General features: G+C 66.0%; 15 protein-coding genes. 10 read left to right on the forward strand and 5 right to left on the reverse strand.

The window, feature by feature from the left end:
- Positions 1-3: 3 nt before the first annotated feature.
- Entirely contained in the window at positions 4-3,507 is a 3,504-nt protein-coding gene (locus tag L0976_RS25710; protein WP_234189776.1) for a PAS domain-containing hybrid sensor histidine kinase/response regulator, read from the reverse strand.
- Positions 3,508-3,694: 187 nt separating this feature from the next.
- Between L0976_RS25710 and mscL the strand changes: the two genes are divergently transcribed.
- Positions 3,695-4,135 carry a large conductance mechanosensitive channel protein MscL gene (mscL, locus tag L0976_RS25715; protein ID WP_234189777.1) on the forward strand — a complete coding sequence of 147 codons (441 nt, stop codon included), beginning with the start codon at positions 3,695-3,697 and terminating at the stop codon, positions 4,133-4,135.
- A gap of 250 nt (positions 4,136-4,385) precedes the next feature.
- On the opposite strand, the gene L0976_RS25720 is transcribed toward mscL, so the two are convergent.
- The 4 genes from L0976_RS25720 to L0976_RS25735 all read right to left on the reverse strand — a co-directional run bounded on the left by L0976_RS25720 (position 4,386) and on the right by L0976_RS25735 (position 8,822).
- Complete coding sequence (locus tag L0976_RS25720) at positions 4,386-5,993, reverse strand: 5-guanidino-2-oxopentanoate decarboxylase (protein ID WP_370643851.1); 1,608 nt, start codon at positions 5,991-5,993, stop codon at positions 4,386-4,388.
- Positions 5,990-7,180: a pyridoxal phosphate-dependent aminotransferase gene (locus tag L0976_RS25725; protein ID WP_234189778.1), complete on the reverse strand. Its 1,191-nt coding sequence runs from the start codon at positions 7,178-7,180 to the stop codon at positions 5,990-5,992. The genes L0976_RS25720 and L0976_RS25725 overlap by 4 nt, the downstream gene beginning before the upstream one ends.
- 128 nt (positions 7,181-7,308) lie before the next feature.
- Entirely contained in the window at positions 7,309-7,932 is a 624-nt protein-coding gene (locus tag L0976_RS25730) for a TetR family transcriptional regulator C-terminal domain-containing protein (protein WP_203317448.1), read from the reverse strand.
- 11 nt (positions 7,933-7,943) lie between these two features.
- Positions 7,944-8,822 carry a dimethylarginine dimethylaminohydrolase family protein gene (locus L0976_RS25735; RefSeq protein ID WP_234189779.1) on the reverse strand — a complete coding sequence of 293 codons (879 nt, stop codon included), beginning with the start codon at positions 8,820-8,822 and terminating at the stop codon, positions 7,944-7,946.
- A 212-nt stretch (positions 8,823-9,034) separates the two neighbouring features.
- Here L0976_RS25735 and L0976_RS25740 point away from each other — a divergent pair, with 212 nt between their 5' ends.
- The 9 genes from L0976_RS25740 to L0976_RS25780 all read left to right on the forward strand — a co-directional run bounded on the left by L0976_RS25740 (position 9,035) and on the right by L0976_RS25780 (position 15,388).
- On the forward strand, positions 9,035-9,808 hold the full coding sequence (locus tag L0976_RS25740) for an ABC transporter ATP-binding protein (protein WP_203317450.1): 774 nt from the start codon (positions 9,035-9,037) through the stop codon (positions 9,806-9,808).
- Between the two features lie 29 nt (positions 9,809-9,837).
- Complete coding sequence (locus L0976_RS25745) at positions 9,838-10,620, forward strand: transporter substrate-binding domain-containing protein (protein ID WP_234189780.1); 783 nt, start codon at positions 9,838-9,840, stop codon at positions 10,618-10,620.
- A 213-nt stretch (positions 10,621-10,833) separates the two neighbouring features.
- On the forward strand, positions 10,834-11,562 hold the full coding sequence (locus tag L0976_RS25750; RefSeq protein ID WP_203317452.1) for an ABC transporter permease: 729 nt from the start codon (positions 10,834-10,836) through the stop codon (positions 11,560-11,562).
- Positions 11,562-12,380 carry an ABC transporter permease gene (locus tag L0976_RS25755; protein WP_203319909.1) on the forward strand — a complete coding sequence of 273 codons (819 nt, stop codon included), beginning with the start codon at positions 11,562-11,564 and terminating at the stop codon, positions 12,378-12,380. Before L0976_RS25750 ends, L0976_RS25755 begins: the two co-directional genes overlap by 1 nt.
- Positions 12,381-12,396: 16 nt before the next feature.
- Positions 12,397-13,566 (forward strand): M20 aminoacylase family protein, encoded by a 1,170-nt coding sequence (locus tag L0976_RS25760; RefSeq protein ID WP_234189781.1) that lies wholly within the window; start codon positions 12,397-12,399, stop codon positions 13,564-13,566.
- Positions 13,567-14,203: 637 nt separating this feature from the next.
- Positions 14,204-14,461, forward strand: coding sequence for a hypothetical protein (locus L0976_RS25765; RefSeq protein WP_234189782.1), 258 nt, complete (start codon positions 14,204-14,206; stop codon positions 14,459-14,461).
- Between the two features lie 59 nt (positions 14,462-14,520).
- Positions 14,521-14,775, forward strand: coding sequence for a hypothetical protein (locus tag L0976_RS25770; protein WP_203317455.1), 255 nt, complete (start codon positions 14,521-14,523; stop codon positions 14,773-14,775).
- 60 nt (positions 14,776-14,835) lie between these two features.
- Complete coding sequence (locus L0976_RS25775; RefSeq protein ID WP_234189783.1) at positions 14,836-15,084, forward strand: hypothetical protein; 249 nt, start codon at positions 14,836-14,838, stop codon at positions 15,082-15,084.
- A 52-nt stretch (positions 15,085-15,136) separates the two neighbouring features.
- Entirely contained in the window at positions 15,137-15,388 is a 252-nt protein-coding gene (locus tag L0976_RS25780) for a hypothetical protein (RefSeq protein ID WP_234189784.1), read from the forward strand.
- Positions 15,389-15,410: the final 22 nt, after the last annotated feature.

The raw sequence follows: 15,410 nt of genomic DNA on the forward strand, positions 1-15,410 counted from the left end.
ACCTCACTCCGCCGCTTCCCGCTGCATCGTCGAAAGCTGCGTCAGCCAGGCCCGCATGGAGCCGGGGCGGACGGGCTTGTTCTGCACGAGGATTTTGTCGCGCTCGGCCTCGGCGCGGACATCCGGCGTGCGGTCGGCAGTGACGAGGAGGGCCGGCACCGCGCGGCCGAGCGCCGCGCGCAGCTTGCCGATCGCGGCGATGCCGGTGCCGTCGTCGAGGTGATAGTCGGCGATCACGGCGTCGATGGCGGGCAACGGGTCTGTGGCAGCCAGCGCTTCGACCGCGGCGACCGATTCCGCCAGCACGACCGTGCAGCCCCAGCCGGAAAGAAGCAGCCGCATCCCGTCGAGGATCTTCGGCTCGTTGTCGATGCACAGCACGCGCAGACCTTTCAGCGGCTCGTCGACAACAGGCACGACGGCGGGCTTGTCGGCGACGTGGCGGCTGGCGGCCATGTCGATCGGCACGCGCACCTTGAAGCTGGTGCCGCGTCCCGGCGTCGATTGCAGCTCGACGGGATGAGACAGCACCCGCGAGATGCGGTCGACGATGGAAAGGCCGAGCCCGAGGCCCGGCGCCGTGCGTGCGCCCTCGTCGAGGCGGGCGAATTCCTTGAAGACGGTGCGGAATTTCGAGGAGGGGATGCCAATGCCCGAATCGAGCACCTGGATGAAGGCGTGCCCGCCCTTGCGCCGCACGCCGACGAGCACCTTGCCCGAATTCGTGTACTTGATCGCGTTCGAGACGAGGTTCTGCACCACGCGGCGCAGCAGGTTCGGGTCGGTGCGGATGGCGAGCGAGGAGGAGAGCACGGTGAACTTGAGGTTCTTCGCCCGCGCGATGGGGGCGAAATCGGTCTCGATGCGCTTGAGGAGATCCTTCAGCGCCACCGTCTGTACGCGCGGCTTCATGGCCCCCGTGTCGAGGCGGGAGATGTCGAGCACGGCGCCGAGGATCGCTTCCACCGATTCCAGCGAGGAATCGATGTTGCGGACCATCTCGCGGTTCTCCGTGTCGCCCAGTCGCTCGACCAGCGATGAGGAGTAAAGCCGCGCCGCGTTGAGCGGCTGGAGGATGTCATGGCCGGCGGCGGCGAAGAAGCGCGTCTTGCTGATATTGGCTTCTTCCGCGGCGGCGCGGGCCTCGGCAAGCTCGGTATTGACGCGGGTGAGCTCGACGGTGCGCTCGGCGACGCGCTGCTCCAGCGTCTCGTTGACCTGTTTCAGCGCGCGGTCGGAGGCGACGCGGTCGGTGATATCCGTATAGGTGGAGACGAACCCCTTTTCCGGCATGGCGTTGGTGCGGATTTCCAGGATGCGTGCGCCGTCGCCGAGCACCAGCGCGAAAGGTTCGTCGAAGGTCATGGTGCGGGTGATCGCGGCCTGGCGGTCCGCCTCCGCGATGTCGCCGCGCTCGACGAGGATGTCCACGATGTCGGCCAGCGGAAAGCCGACCTGGCCGACATATTCCGGCAGGTCGAGGAGCTGGCGGAATCGGCGGTTCCAGACGGTGAGGTTGCCCTCGCTGTCGAAGACTGCGATGCCCTGATCCATCTGGCCGAGCGCGGTCTGCAGCATGTCCTGGTTGTATTGCAGGGCCTCGCTGGCCTGGTCGAGCAGCCAGTCGGTGTCCGTCGGCGTGTCGTCGATGCGCTGGAGCACGAGCGAGAGCACGAGGCGGGCGGAGGACGAGCCGATGGCGCTGCCGAGGAGCTGCTCGGAGAAATGCACGATGGCCGCATCGGCCGGCGCATTGTCCTCCAGCCAGCGCCCGACCTGCCGCTCATAGGTATGGAAGGAGCGCTGCATGCGCTCCTCGCCGAGATATTTGGCGATTGTGCTCTTGAGGTCCTTCACCGTCACCTTCGTGCGCCGGCCGCGGAAGGCGCGCTCGAGGCGTGGCTTGGCGCGGATGAAGGTGCCGGCCTGGAGGCGTTCCAGCGAGGTCGGGTTGCGGGTGAGCGAGCCGACCACATAGGCGCCGATATTGACCATCATGGCGATGAGGGTCGCGTTGACCAGCGGATCGGCGGCCGCGCCCGTGAAGATGGTGGAGCCGGGGAAGAGGAAGCCGAGCACGGTTTCGGCGACATAGGCGTTGTCCGCGACCCCGATGCTCGGCAGGAAGAGCAGGTAGGCCCAGACGACGAGGCCCGAGATCATGCCCGCCATCGCACCGCGGGCATTGGCGTTGCGCCAGAAGAGGCCGCCGAGCAGCGCGGGGGCGACCTGCGCCGCCGCGGCGAAGGCGAGGAGACCCATCGAGGCAAGGCCCGCATTGGCCGTCGCCGCGCGGTAATAGGCATAGCCGAGCAGGAGCACGAAGAAGATGGCGAGCCGCCGGATGCGCAGCAGCATGCGCGAGAGGTCGTCCTGCTGCTCGACGCCGCCGATGAGGCTGCGGCGCAGCACGACCGGGATGACGATGTCGTTTGACACCATGATGGACAGCGCCACCGAGGCGACGATGACCATGGCGGTGGCGGCCGAAAAGCCGCCGATGAAGGCGACGAGCGTCAGGACGTGCTGGTCGAGCGCGAAGGGCAGGGTCAGCACATAGAGGTCGCCGTCGCCCTGGCCGTTGAAGGTCATGACGCCGCCGATGGCGACGGGCAGGACGAAAAGGTTGATGGCGATGAGGTAGAGCGGGAAGAGGATGCCCGCCATGCGCAATTCGCCCGCCGTGCGGTTCTCGACGACCGTGACGTGGAACTGGCGCGGCAGCATGACGATGGCGAAGGCCGAAAGCACGATGAGCAGGATCCAGCGGGCGACCGGCGTCTCGTAGGTCAGCGACCGCATGACGCGCTCGTTCTCCGAGGCGCGCTGCCACAGGTCACCCGGCCCGTCGAACAGGAAATAGACGACATAGATGCCGACGGAGGCGATGGCGACGAGCTTGACCAGCGATTCCATCGAGATCGCGAGGATGAGGCCGTCCTGGTGCTCGGTCGCGTCCGTGTGGCGCGTGCCGAAGACGATGGCGAAGCAGGCGAGCGAGAGCGTGACGACGAGCGGCAGGTCGATGATCCCGCCCGAGGCGGCGATGCCGAACCCGGTCGTGTCGACCATGGCGGCGACGGAACTGGAGACCGCCTTCAACTGGAGGGCGATGTAGGGGATGTAGGCGATCAGCGAGATGAGGGCGACGACGGCGGCGACGCCCGGATTCTTGCCGTAGCGGGCGGCGATGAAGTCGGCGATGGAGGTGAGGCGTTCGGATTTCGCCAGCGTCACGATGCGGCGGATGAGCGGCATGCCGAGCGTGAACATCAGGATCGGGCCGATATAGATGCCGGCGAATTCCAGCCCGTTGGTGGTGGCAAGCCCGACGCCGCCGAAATAGGTCCAGGAGGTGCAGTAGATGGCGAGGCTGAGCGCATAGACGAGCGGCCGGCCCTTGGTCGAGCGGCCGGAATGCTTGGCCTTGCGGTCGCCGTAACTTGCGACCGCGAAGAGCAGGAGCAGATAGGCGAGCGCCAAGGCGAATATCAGCGAGCCCGGCATGCTTCCTCCCGCAGTCCTTCGGCCTTTCCGGCCAGAATAGGCCAAAGCGCGCGGGAAGGAAATTGCGCCGAAGGTCGGGGTTGGAAATGTTCGCCTGTGCAAAGCGCCGCAAGTTTGGCAATTGGCAGTTTCAACCCATGAAAAACTAAATTAGTCTGCTTTTGCGTCGCAGCAAAAGGAGACCCTCATGCTCAATGAGTTCAAGGCGTTTATCGCCCGCGGCAATGTCATGGACCTCGCCGTGGGTGTCATCATCGGTGCAGCCTTCAACAAGATCGTCGAATCCGTCGTGAACGACCTTGTCATGCCGATCGTCGGCGCCTTGACGGGGGGAGGTTTCGACTTTTCCAACTACTTCATCGCCCTGTCGGGCAACGTGACCGCCTCTTCGCTGGCCGCCGCACGCGAACAGGGCGCGGTCTTCGCCTATGGCAATTTCATCACCGTCTTCATCAACTTCCTCATCCTCGCCTGGATCATCTTCCTGATGATCAAGGCCGTGAACCGCATGCGCGCCTCGCTGGAGAAGGAAAAGGCCGAGGGCGCCGCCGAGCCGGCCCCGCCGCCGGAAGACGTGCTGCTCCTCACGGAGATCCGCGACCTGCTCAAGACCCGCCCGGCGGTCTGAGCGTCTTGCATCGCGTTTGGAAAAGGCCCGGTTTCGACCGGGCCTTTTTGTTGGCAGCTTGAAGAGTTGGCGTCGTGCTTGGCGCGTGAATCCTCGGGTCAGGCCCGAGAATGACGCAAGAAGAGACGTTGCGGAAGAAGAACGGTGGCGCCGCATGCCGCACCGTTCAATGGGCGGGCATGCTTCACCTCTCCTCCGTCATCCTCGGGCCTGACCCGAGGATCCGCGCTTCACAACGCTCCGTTCGCCGTTACGCTGTAGCGCCGGCCGTCTTCGTCTGGTGGATCTCGACGAGGCTGGGACCCTCGCGTTCCGCCGCCCGCTCCAGCGCCGCCGGCAGGTCCTTCACGTCGGCGAGCCGCTCGGAAGGCACGCCGTAGGCGGTGCCGATGGCGATGAAATCCGGGGCGGAGGGTTTTACGCCCTCGGGCGTGATGCCAGCCTCGACCATGTAGTTCTCGATCTCCTGGTAGCCGTCATTGTTCCAGACGAGGAAGATCACGCGCGCCCCGGCATCCGCCGCCGAGCCGATCTCCGACAGCGAGAATTGCAGCCCGCCGTCGCCGACGAGGCAGATGATCGGCGCATCGGGTTCGGCCAGCGCCGCGCCGACGGCGGCGGGCGGGGCATAGCCGAGCGCGCCGTAGCCCGTCGCGGCGTTGAACCAGCTTCGCGCGCGCGGCGCGTCGCAATAGTAGTTGCCGGCATAGACGGCCTGCGTCGAGTCGCCGACGATGATCGCCTTCGGCAACGTGCGCCAGATCGCGTCGATGACGCCGATTTCCGTCTGCATCTTGGGCGTCAGTTCCTTCCAGGCCGCCTTGCGGGCGGCCTCGGCGCGAAACGCGCCCTCGCTGATCGCCTTGTGGCCTTCGAGGAAGCCGAGCATGCCGGCGGCCGCCGTCTTGGCGCTGGAGAAGATGGAAAGGCCTGACTGCGGCGTGCGGGCAAGCTGCGCCGCGTCGATGTCGACGCGGATCAGCGTCTTCAGCCGCGGGAAGCCGGCGTCGGCATTGATGTCGTAGTCCGTCGGGCCGAATTCCGTGCCGAAGGCGACCACGAGGTCCGCATCGGCAAGAAGGGGGCGCACCGCCTTGAGGCTGGGACTGGCCGGCACGCGCAGCGGGTGGCCGGCGAGCATGCCGCGGGCGTTGACGGTGGTGATGACAGGCGCGCCGATACGCTCGGCAAGGTCGCGGATCTCCTCTTCCGCCGTCACCGCGCCGCCGCCGGCGAGGATGACCGGGCGCGAGGCGTTGGTGCAGAGGATCGCGGCGCGCTGCAGCGTCTCCGCATCGGCGCGCGGGCGCGTGGCGACGGCGGCCGGGAAACTGCTGGTCTCGATGGGCTTGGCCATCACGTCCGTGGGGATTTCGATATGGACAGGGCCGGGGCGGCCGGAGAGCAGCACGGCGAAGGCGCGCTCGACGACGAGCGGCAGGTCGGCGGGATTGAGCAGCGTGTGCGAATAGAGCGCCAGCGTCTTCATCATGCCGTGCTGGTCCGGCAGTTCATGCAGCAGGCCGCGGCCGTGGCCGAGCGAATCGCGCTTGTTGACGCCTGATATCACCAGCATCGGCACGGAATCCTGCCGCGCCTGCGCCATCGCCGTGATGGTGTTGGTCAGGCCCGGGCCGGTGATGACGAGCGCCACGCCCGGTTTGCCGGAAACGCGCGCATAGCCGTCTGCCATGAAGCCCGCGCCCTGTTCGTGGCGCGGCGTGATGTGGCTGATCTTCGAGGCGGCAAGGCCGCGGTAGAGCTCCACCGTGTGCACGCCCGGAATGCCGAACACGACCTCGACGCCGTTGGCCTCCAGGAGGTCGACGAGAACTTCCCCGACGGTCTTCGTGGTCATGCGCAGCGCTCCTTGGGGCTCATGGATCGGGTGGCGAGCGCGCTCACGCGCCGGCAGGCTTCGTCTATATCGCCGTCGGGTACGGTGAGACTGAGGCGGATGAAGCCCTCCGCCTGCTCGCCGAAGGACGAGCCGGGCATGACGGCGACGAACTCCTCGCGCAGCAGCGCCCAGGCGAAGTCCTCGCCGCTCATGCCGGTATCCGAGACGTCGACGACGATGAACATGCCGGCTTCCGGCGGCAGCGGCACGAGGCCGGGCGCGCGGGAGAGCGCCTCGGCAAAGCGCGCGGCGCGCGCCTTGTAGCTCTGCCGCATCGTCGCGGCGGTCGAGATCGGGTTGTCGAGCGCATAGGCCGTCATGTCGGCGATGAAGGGCTGGCCGCCGAACAGCATGGTCTCGGAGACGGCGAGCAGCCGGGTGCAGAATTCCGCCGGGCCGATCGCCCAGCCGCTGCGGAAGCCCGGCGCGGCGTGGGACTTGGAGATGGAGGAGACGACGACGGTGCGCTCGGCAAGGTCGGGATTGTCGAAGGGCGAGGCGAAGGTGCCGTGGAAGACGAGCTGCTCGTAGACCTCGTCGCAGACGATCCAGAGGTCGTGCCTGCGGCAGACGGCGCCGATCCCAGCGATCTCCTCCGCCGTCAGCACGGCGCCGGTCGGGTTGTGCGGCGTGTTGAGCAGCAGCACGCGGCATTCCGGCGTGATGGCGGCCTCGAGGTCGGCCGCCTTCATGTGGAAGCCGTTTTCCGGGCGCAGCGGCACGGGCACGCATTGCGCCCCGGTGGAGCGGATGACGCCCTCGTAGCTGGCATAGAGCGGATCGCCGACGAGGACGGCGTCGCCCGCCTCGACGAGGCCGAGCATAACGGCGAAGAGGGCGGTCTGCGTGCCGGGAAAGCACAAGACGTTCTCCGCGGTCACGTCGCTGCGGCGCTTCTGGTACTTGCGCACCAGCGCGCTGACGATGGCCGGCTCGCCCCGGCCGTTGGAATAGCGGTAGCGGCCGGCATGCATGGCGCGGACGGCCTCGGCCAGAAGCGTCGGGTCGGGCGCTACGTCCGGCTCGCCGATGGTCAGCTCGATGACGGGCTTGCCCTCGGCCTTCATGCGCCGCGCCTCGGCATGGATGGCCCACTTCTCCGAGCCGAGATTTTGAAGCCGGTCTGTGATGGATGCATAGCGCATGGCCGTTCTCCGTATGCGGATGATGTCTAGAGCATTTCCAGCCGAAGCGGGATCGCTTCGGCGTCGGATAATGCGGTAAAACAAAAAGCTGGAGCATTTCCGGTGAACCAGGGTTCACCGGAAATGCTCTAGTTCGCGGCGGGCTTGAAAGGCACGCCGAGAAGCGTCTCGATGGTGGCGAGCGCGATGCCGACGAGTTCGCTCTCGCCGAACAGCTCGCCGGCAAGGCAGCCCTCCAGCCACAGGCCGTCGAGCAGGCCGTTGATGGCGATGGCAAGCTGCCGGCAGCGTTCCGGCGAGGCGTCGACGCCGCGCTCGGTGAGGAAATCCGCCAAAAGACCTTCCAGCGCGTTGCGGAAGCCGAGATAGCCCTCGCGGTGGATGGCGGCAAGCTCGGGATCGACGCTGACGCGGCTGATGAACGAGGCCCAGAGCGAGAGGCTGCGGCTGTTGGCGACCGGCTCCGTCAGGTTGATGACGATGAAGTCGCGCAGCCGCGTTTCCGGATCGCCCGTCACCCGCTCGGCCTTTTCGGTGAGCCGGGCAATGACGATGCGGTAGGCCTCCTGGAGGATATGCTCCTTCGACTGGAAGTAATGCCGGATGAGGCCGGCCGTCACGCCCGCCTTGATGGCGATCTGCCGGACCGTCGCGCCTTGCAGGCCGTATTCGGCGATGCAGTCGAGCGTCGCCTCGATCAGGTCGTGGCGGCGTTCGGCTTCGGGAGCGCGATGAAAGGTCCGGCGGGCCATTTTTCCTCCTGTCAGGCCGCCCGGCGCAGCACCGGCCGCGTCAGGCAGGTCGGGCCGCCCTCGCAGGCGATGCACAGCGCATCGGCCTCGAAGGTCTCGACTTTGCAGCCGGCCGCTTCCATGGCCGCCCTGGTGGCGGGGAAGCCTTCCACCATGATGACCTCGTAGGGCCGGGTCGGCAGCACGTTGAGCGACAGGCCGTTGCTGGCGTGGAATTCTTCCGCCGGTGCCTCGATGAGGCGCACGCCGCGCTTCTTCAGGAGCTGGTAGAAGGCGGTCGGCAGCAGCGGCGCGAAGACGAGCGCGAGGTCCTCGGCGAGCGGGCTCATCACGCTCATCAGGTGGAGGCACGCTTCCTCGCCCTGCCAGAGCGGCAGGTCGTAGGCGAGCACGGCGACGCCGTGCGGCGCAAGCATTTTCGTCAACTGGTCGATGCCTTCCTGGTTGGTGCGCACGCCGCGACCGACGACGAGGGTCTTCTCGTCGAGCCAGATGCAGTCGCCACCCTCGACAGTGCCGTCGCCTTCGATGCGGCCGAGGATCGGGATCTGCCGCTCGGCATAGGCCTTTTCGTGCAGGGCCGTTTCGGAAACGCGCAGCGGCTTGCCCATGCGCAGCAGGATCGCGCCGTGGTCGGACATCAGCGACGGGTCGTGCGTGAACATGGCATCGGCCAGCCCGTCGCCGTCATCCTCCAGCCAGATGATCTCGGTGCCGGATTTTTCGACGAGGTCGGCGAAGGCCTTGTACTGGTGGACCGCGCGGGCGCCGTCGAAGGTCGGGCCGTAATGCCACTTGGCCGGATCGGCCGCCGCAAGGCTTGCGCCCGGACGGCGCATCAGCACGCGCTTCAGGGGGGCCGACATTTCCTGCGAACCGTAGGCGGTCATTCAATGCTCCTCAAGAAAATGGGTCGTGGACGGGCGCTGCCGGAAAAGTCAGCGGTACAGCTATTATACGCTTGAATAATTTCTTAACAAGTGCCACGATGGGATCAACAAGACGAAACGACGGGCCGAAGATGCCCGCGGGAACGCTGAAAAACAGGGGAATTTGGCATGGCTCATGCATCGATTTTCCGTGCGCCGGGGGCAGCTCCGCGATGACGGAACGCGCCGAGGCAATCGCGGTCACGGACCTGCACAAGCGCTTCGGGCCGCTGGAGGTTCTCAAGGGCGTATCGCTGACCGCGCATGAGGGCGACGTCATCGCCATCATCGGCGGTTCGGGTTCCGGCAAGTCGACCTTCCTTCGCTGCATCAACATGCTGGAGCTGCCGAGCGCCGGCACGGTGACGATCCACGGCGAGACCATCGCCATGAAGAAGGACGGCCACGGCGGCATGATGCCTTCGGATCGAAAGCAGGTCCAGCGCATCCGCTCCCGCCTCGGCATGGTCTTCCAGAGCTTCAACCTGTGGCAGCACATGACGATCCTCGAAAACGTCATCGAGGCGCCGGTCCATGTGCTGGGCGTCAGGAAGGGCGAGGCGGTCGACCGGGCCGAGGCGCTTCTGCGCCGCGTCGGGCTTTACGAAAAGCGCGACGCCTATCCGGCCTTCCTTTCCGGCGGCCAGCAGCAGCGCGCGGCCATCGCAAGGGCGCTCGCCATCCAGCCCCATGTCATGCTCTTCGACGAGCCGACGTCCGCGCTCGATCCCGAACTGGTCGGCGAGGTGCTTTCCGTCATCGGCGATCTCGCCAGGGAGAAGCGCACGATGATCCTCGTCACCCACGAGATGAAGTTCGCGCGCAACGTGGCGAGCCATGTCGTGTTCCTGGCGGGCGGCGTCATCGAGGAACAGGGACCGCCCGACGAGATATTCGGCGCGCCGAAATCCGAGCGGCTGAAGAAATTCATCAGCTCCATCCACTGAAGAACGAGAAAACCAACAGAGGGAAGACCATGAAGAATGCCTTGAAGACAATCGCCCTTGCCGCCGCCATCGGCCTTGCGGCCATTTCGGGCGCGGCGGCCCAGCAGGTTCGCGTCGGCTTCGCCGCCGAGCCCTATCCGCCCTTCACCTCGCCGGATGCCTCGGGCAACTGGGAAGGCTGGGAAGTGGACTTCATGAAGGCGATCTGTGCCGAAGCCAAGCTCGACTGCGTCGTCGCGCCGGTCGCCTGGGACGGCATCATCCCGGCGCTGACCTCCGGCAAGATCGACATGATCATCGGCTCCATGTCGATCACGCCCGAGCGCCTGCAGACCATCGACTTTTCCGACAAGTACTACAACACGCCGACGGCCGTGATCGGGCCGAAGGGCGTCGCCTTCGAAGCCACGCCGGAAGGCCTGAAGGGCAAGACGATCGGCGTGCAGGTCGCCACCATCCATCAGGTCTACGCCAACAAGTATTTCGGCGAGAACGGCGCGACGGTGAAGGAATACCAGACCCAGGACGAGGCGAACAACGACCTCGCCGCCGGCCGCATCGATGCGGTGCAGGCCGATTCGATCGCGCTCAACGATTTCCTCAAGACCGAACAGGGCACGGCCTGCTGCGAGCTGAAGGGCAACGTCAAGGACGATCCCGAAATCCTCGGTGCCGGCGTCGGCGTCGGCCTGCGCAAGGGCGAGACGGAGCTGAAGGACAAGATCAACGCCGCCATCAAGGCGATCCGCGAGAACGGCACCTATGACGCGTTCTCCAAGAAGTACTTCGACTTCGACATCTACGGCGGCTGATTTCGCCCGCGGGGCGCTTGCCCCTCACCCAAACCCTCTTCCCGCAGGCGGGGAGAGGGGACGTGCCCAACGCAATGCCGGGGTCCGGGGAAACCGGTGCGGCATAGTCCCTTCGCCCTGCAGCCAAGGAAAAGGTGGCCGGCAGGCCGGATGAGGGGCGAGCCTCTCCCTGAAGAAACGCCGCGAGATTGACCTGAAGGAACCTGAAGCCCCATGGCCGACGCCGGATCGCTGATCAACTGGAGCCTGCTTGCCCTCGAACCGCCCGGCTGGGGCGGGGTTCTCCTCGCCGGGCTCTGGAACTCCGTCCAGATTGCGGTCGGCGGATATGCGCTCGGCCTCCTGCTCGGCACGGGCGGCGCCATGGGCAAGCTTTATGGCGGCCCGATCACGAAGGACCTGCTGGAGGTCTACACGACGCTGGTGCGCGCGGTGCCGGAACTGGTGCTGATCCTCATTCTCTATTATGCCGGGACGGACATGTTGAACCAGATCTCCGCCGCCCTCGGCTGGGGTGCGGTCGACATCAGCGGCCTTGCGGCGGGCATCTTCGTCATCGGCGTCGTGCAGGGCGCCTATTCGACCGAAGTGCTGCGCGGGGCGATCAAGGCGGTGCCGGCGGGGCAGATCGAGGCGGCGCGCGCCTATGGCATGTCGCCCACCCGGATCATGCGTCGCATCACGCTGCCGGCCATGCTGCCGCACGCCATCCCCGGCCTTTCCAACCTCTGGCTGATCGCCACCAAGGATACGGCCTTGCTGGCCGTCGTCGGCTTCAGCGAGCTGACACTGGTCACGCGCCAGGCGGCGGGCAGCACCAAGGCATACCTTCTCTTCTTCTGCGCGGCCGGCGTGCTGTACCTGACCCTCACGCTGGTCTCGAACGTGCTGATCGGCTTCATCGAGCGCCGCTACAGGCGCGGCATGGCGGAGCCGGCATGATGAGCGACCAGACCGTTTCCGCCCTCGCGCTGACCGAACTCCCGACGAAGCGGAGCTTCTTCAAGCCGCACCGCATCGTGCTGATGGCCATTGCCGCCGCACTCGTCTTCTCTGCCGTGTGGTTCATGCGCTGGGACTGGTTGCCGAGATATTCCGGGCGCCTCGCGCATGGCGTCGGCGTCACCCTGCTGCTGCTGGCCGGCACCTCGATCCTCGGTTTCCTCCTCGCCGTGCCGATCGGCCTCGTGCAGGTGACGGGGCCGTGGCCGCTGAAGATGCTGGCGCGCGGCTTCTGCACGGTCGTGCGCGGCACGCCGCTGCTCCTGCAGCTCTGGCTGCTCTACTATGGCCTCGGCTCGCTCTTCCCGCAGTTTCCGGAGATCCGCAACTCGTTCCTCTGGCCCTATCTGCGCGAAGCCTGGCCCTACGGCATGGCGGCGCTGACCATATCCTTCGCCGCCTACGAGGGCGAAGTCATGCGCGGCGCCTTTGCCGGCGTGCCGCCGGGCGAGCTGGAGGCCGCCCGTGCCTATGGCATGGGCCGCTTCACCATGTTCCGCCGCATCTGGCTGCCACGCGCCGTGCACCGCGCGCTGCCGACGCTGAACGGCGAGACGGTGCTCCAGTTGAAGTCGACGCCGCTCGTCGCGACGATCACGGTGATCGACGTCTACGCCGTCATCTCCAAGGTGCGGCAGGAGACCTATATCACCTACGAGCCGCTGCTGCTGCTGGCGCTCATCTATCTCTGCCTCACCGCCATCCTGGTGGTCGCCTTCCGCTATTTCGAGAGCAGGATCCCGACGCGGGGCGCCTGAAGAAACGGACGATGTCATGACGATCCACACGACCCTTCTCAATTCCATGCCGGAGATGGTGGCGATCCGCCGCGACCTGCACGAGCATCCGGAACTCGGCCTCGAGGAGGTCCGCACCTCCGAGGTCATCGCGCGCCATCTCGAAAGCTACGGCTACACGGTGACGCGCGGCCTTGCAAAGACCGGCCTCGTCGCGACGCTGACCAACGGGACGGGCCGCCGGTCCATCGGCATCCGCGCCGACATCGACGCGCTGCCGATCCACGAGGAGACCGGCCTTGCCTATGCCAGCAAGACGCCGGGCAAGATGCATGCCTGCGGCCATGACGGGCACACGGCCATGCTGCTCGGCGCGGCGAAGGCGATTGCCGGGCGCCGCAACTTCGACGGCACGGTGCATCTCATCTTCCAGCCGGCGGAGGAAAATTTCGGCGGGGCGAAGATCATGGTGGAGGAGGGGCTGTTCGACAGGTTCCCCTGCGACGCCGTCTTCGCGCTCCATAACGAGCCGAACCTGCCCTTCGGCCAGTTCGCGCTGCGGGAAGGCCCGATCATGGCGGCGGTGGACGAGGCGCGCATCACGGTGAACGGCGTCGGCGGCCACGGTGCCGAACCCCAGGAGACGCAGGACCCCATCGTCTGCGGCGCCTCCATCGTCATGGCGCTGCAGACCATTGTCTCGCGCAACATCCACCCGCTCGACCCGACGGTGGTGACGGTCGGTTCGTTCCATGCGGGCTCGGCCAGCAACATCATCCCCAGCCGGGCGGAGATCGTCGTCGGCATCCGCTCCTTCGACCCGGCGGTGCGCGACGAACTGGAGCGCCGCATCCGCCTGATCGCCGAGCGACAGGCCGAGAGCTACGGCATGAGCGCCACGGTGAACTACCAGCGCTTCTACGACGCGACGATCAACCACAAGGCCGAGACCGATCTCGTGCGCGACCTTGCCGTGCGTTTTGCCGGGGCCGACAAGGTCGTCGGTCTCGACCGCCCCTTCATGGGCAGCGAGGATTTCGCCTATATGCTGAAGGAGCGGCCCGGCACCTATTTCTTCCTCGGCGGCAGGAGCGGGCAAAACGACAGGTCGCTCCACCATCCCGGCTACAATTTCAACGACGACCTGCTGCCGGTCGGCGCCGCCTTCTGGACGGAGCTCGCCGAACACTATCTGCGGGCGGCCTGAGGCGGCCGCGGCGGCGCGCAGGTGCGATGCACGGGTAGCCCGGGAAGGATGCAGGTGAGAATCGCCTCTGTCCTTCCGGTCGTGCAACCCGCCGGTTGACACATTCCTGTCACAATTGGACATGCGCCCGAAGGTCTTCGGGGCGCTTATTTTTTACCGTCACACATTCGTGAAACTCTTGAAATCGTTGCGCTGCGTGTTAGCGCCGCAATGGTTAACGCGAACCGTTCGCCCTGCATTTTCCGCGTGCGTTTGCGCCGGGGCGCCCAGAGGCACGAAAATTTCCGGTTTCAAATCAGTAAGTTAAGCTTAGCATTTCTACTTCGAAAAAACCGTCCGACAAGACGGTTTGCACGCTTTTCACCGGGCGTGGTTGTGCGCCGTCAGGGCGATTTCCACTGTTCAAAAAACGTTGACAGTTGTTTCCAAAATGAGACCCTTGCGTCCCACAAATTGAGGGACCATCTTTAATTCACGAAAGCGGCACACCCCGCTTCCGGAAAGACAACCAAGGGAATGACGATGCCGGAACCGTTGACGCGAAGAGAGCAGTGAGCGCCCCCGAAATGGCCCGCCCCGCTACCGAGCAAGACCGCACCGCCGCTTCCACAGACACATATAGGAAAGGACGACCACAATGACCAAGACCCTCAACACCGCTTTCGCCGCAGCCCTCGCCGCTGCCTCTCTCTTCGGCGCCTCCGCCGCCTTCGCCGGTGGCGACTACTATGTCGGCGGTTCGCCGGACGCCGTGAAGCCCGCCGAGCACCAGCGCCTCGACCGGTTCCAGACGAACAGCATCGACAACGGGCATGTCGTGATCAAGCGCCAGGCTTCCGTGCCGCAGCCCTATGACCGCGGCGACTATCGCCCGGCCGGCAACTATCAGGACTGATCACCGAAAACGGCATCCTCCCAGGACTTGCCCCCAAACATTCAACCAGGAATACGACAATGACCAAGACCTTTAACGCCACCTTCGCCGCAGCCCTCGTCGCTGCATCCGTCTTCGGTGCCTCCACGGCCTTCGCCGGCGGTAACTACTATGTCGGCGGCTCGCCGGACGCCGTGAAGACCGAGACCCATGTCGACACCTTCCGCACGAACAGCGTCGACAGCAACGGCCACGTCGTGATCAGGCGCCAGGCTTCCGTGCCGCAGCCCTACGACCGCGGCGATTATCGCCCGGCCGGCAACTATCAGAACTGATCATCGGTACCCGCAGGCCCCGGGATCGGGGCCTGCCGACCCGAACCAAGGAATACGGAAATGACCAAGACCCTCACCACCACCTTCGCTGCCGCCCTCGTCGCGGCTTCCGCCTTCGGCGCTTCCACGGCCTTCGCCGGCGGCGACTACTATGTCGGCGGCGCGCCGGCTCCGGTCCAGTCGCAGAACGTCGACACGGTCCGCACGAACAGCATCGGCAGCAAGCACATCGTCAAGGGCCAGTCGGCCGAAGCCCAGCCCTACAACAACGGCGACTATCGCTCGATGGCTCCGAACGCCAACCACTGATCGCCGGCGCATCGCCAATCCCCTCCCAAGATCTGAACCAAGGAATACGACAATGACCAGGACCCTCAACACCGCGTTAGCGGCAGCCCTTGCCGCCGCCTCCGTCTTCGGCGCCTCCGCAGCCCTCGCCGGCGGCAACTACTATGTCGGCGGTTCGCCGGACGCCGTGAAGTCGCAGAACGTCGACACGTTCCGCACCCACAGCATCGGCAGCAAGCACATCGTCTACAAGGACGTCGCTGCCGACTCCCAGCCGACCGACCGCGGCGACTACCGCACGATGGCTCCGGGCAACGCCAACTGATCCCTGGCGTTACCGGACGACC

Origin of the sequence: Shinella sp. NM-101 (assembly GCF_021401195.1) — a bacterium.
Lineage (GTDB): Bacteria > Pseudomonadota > Alphaproteobacteria > Rhizobiales > Rhizobiaceae > Shinella.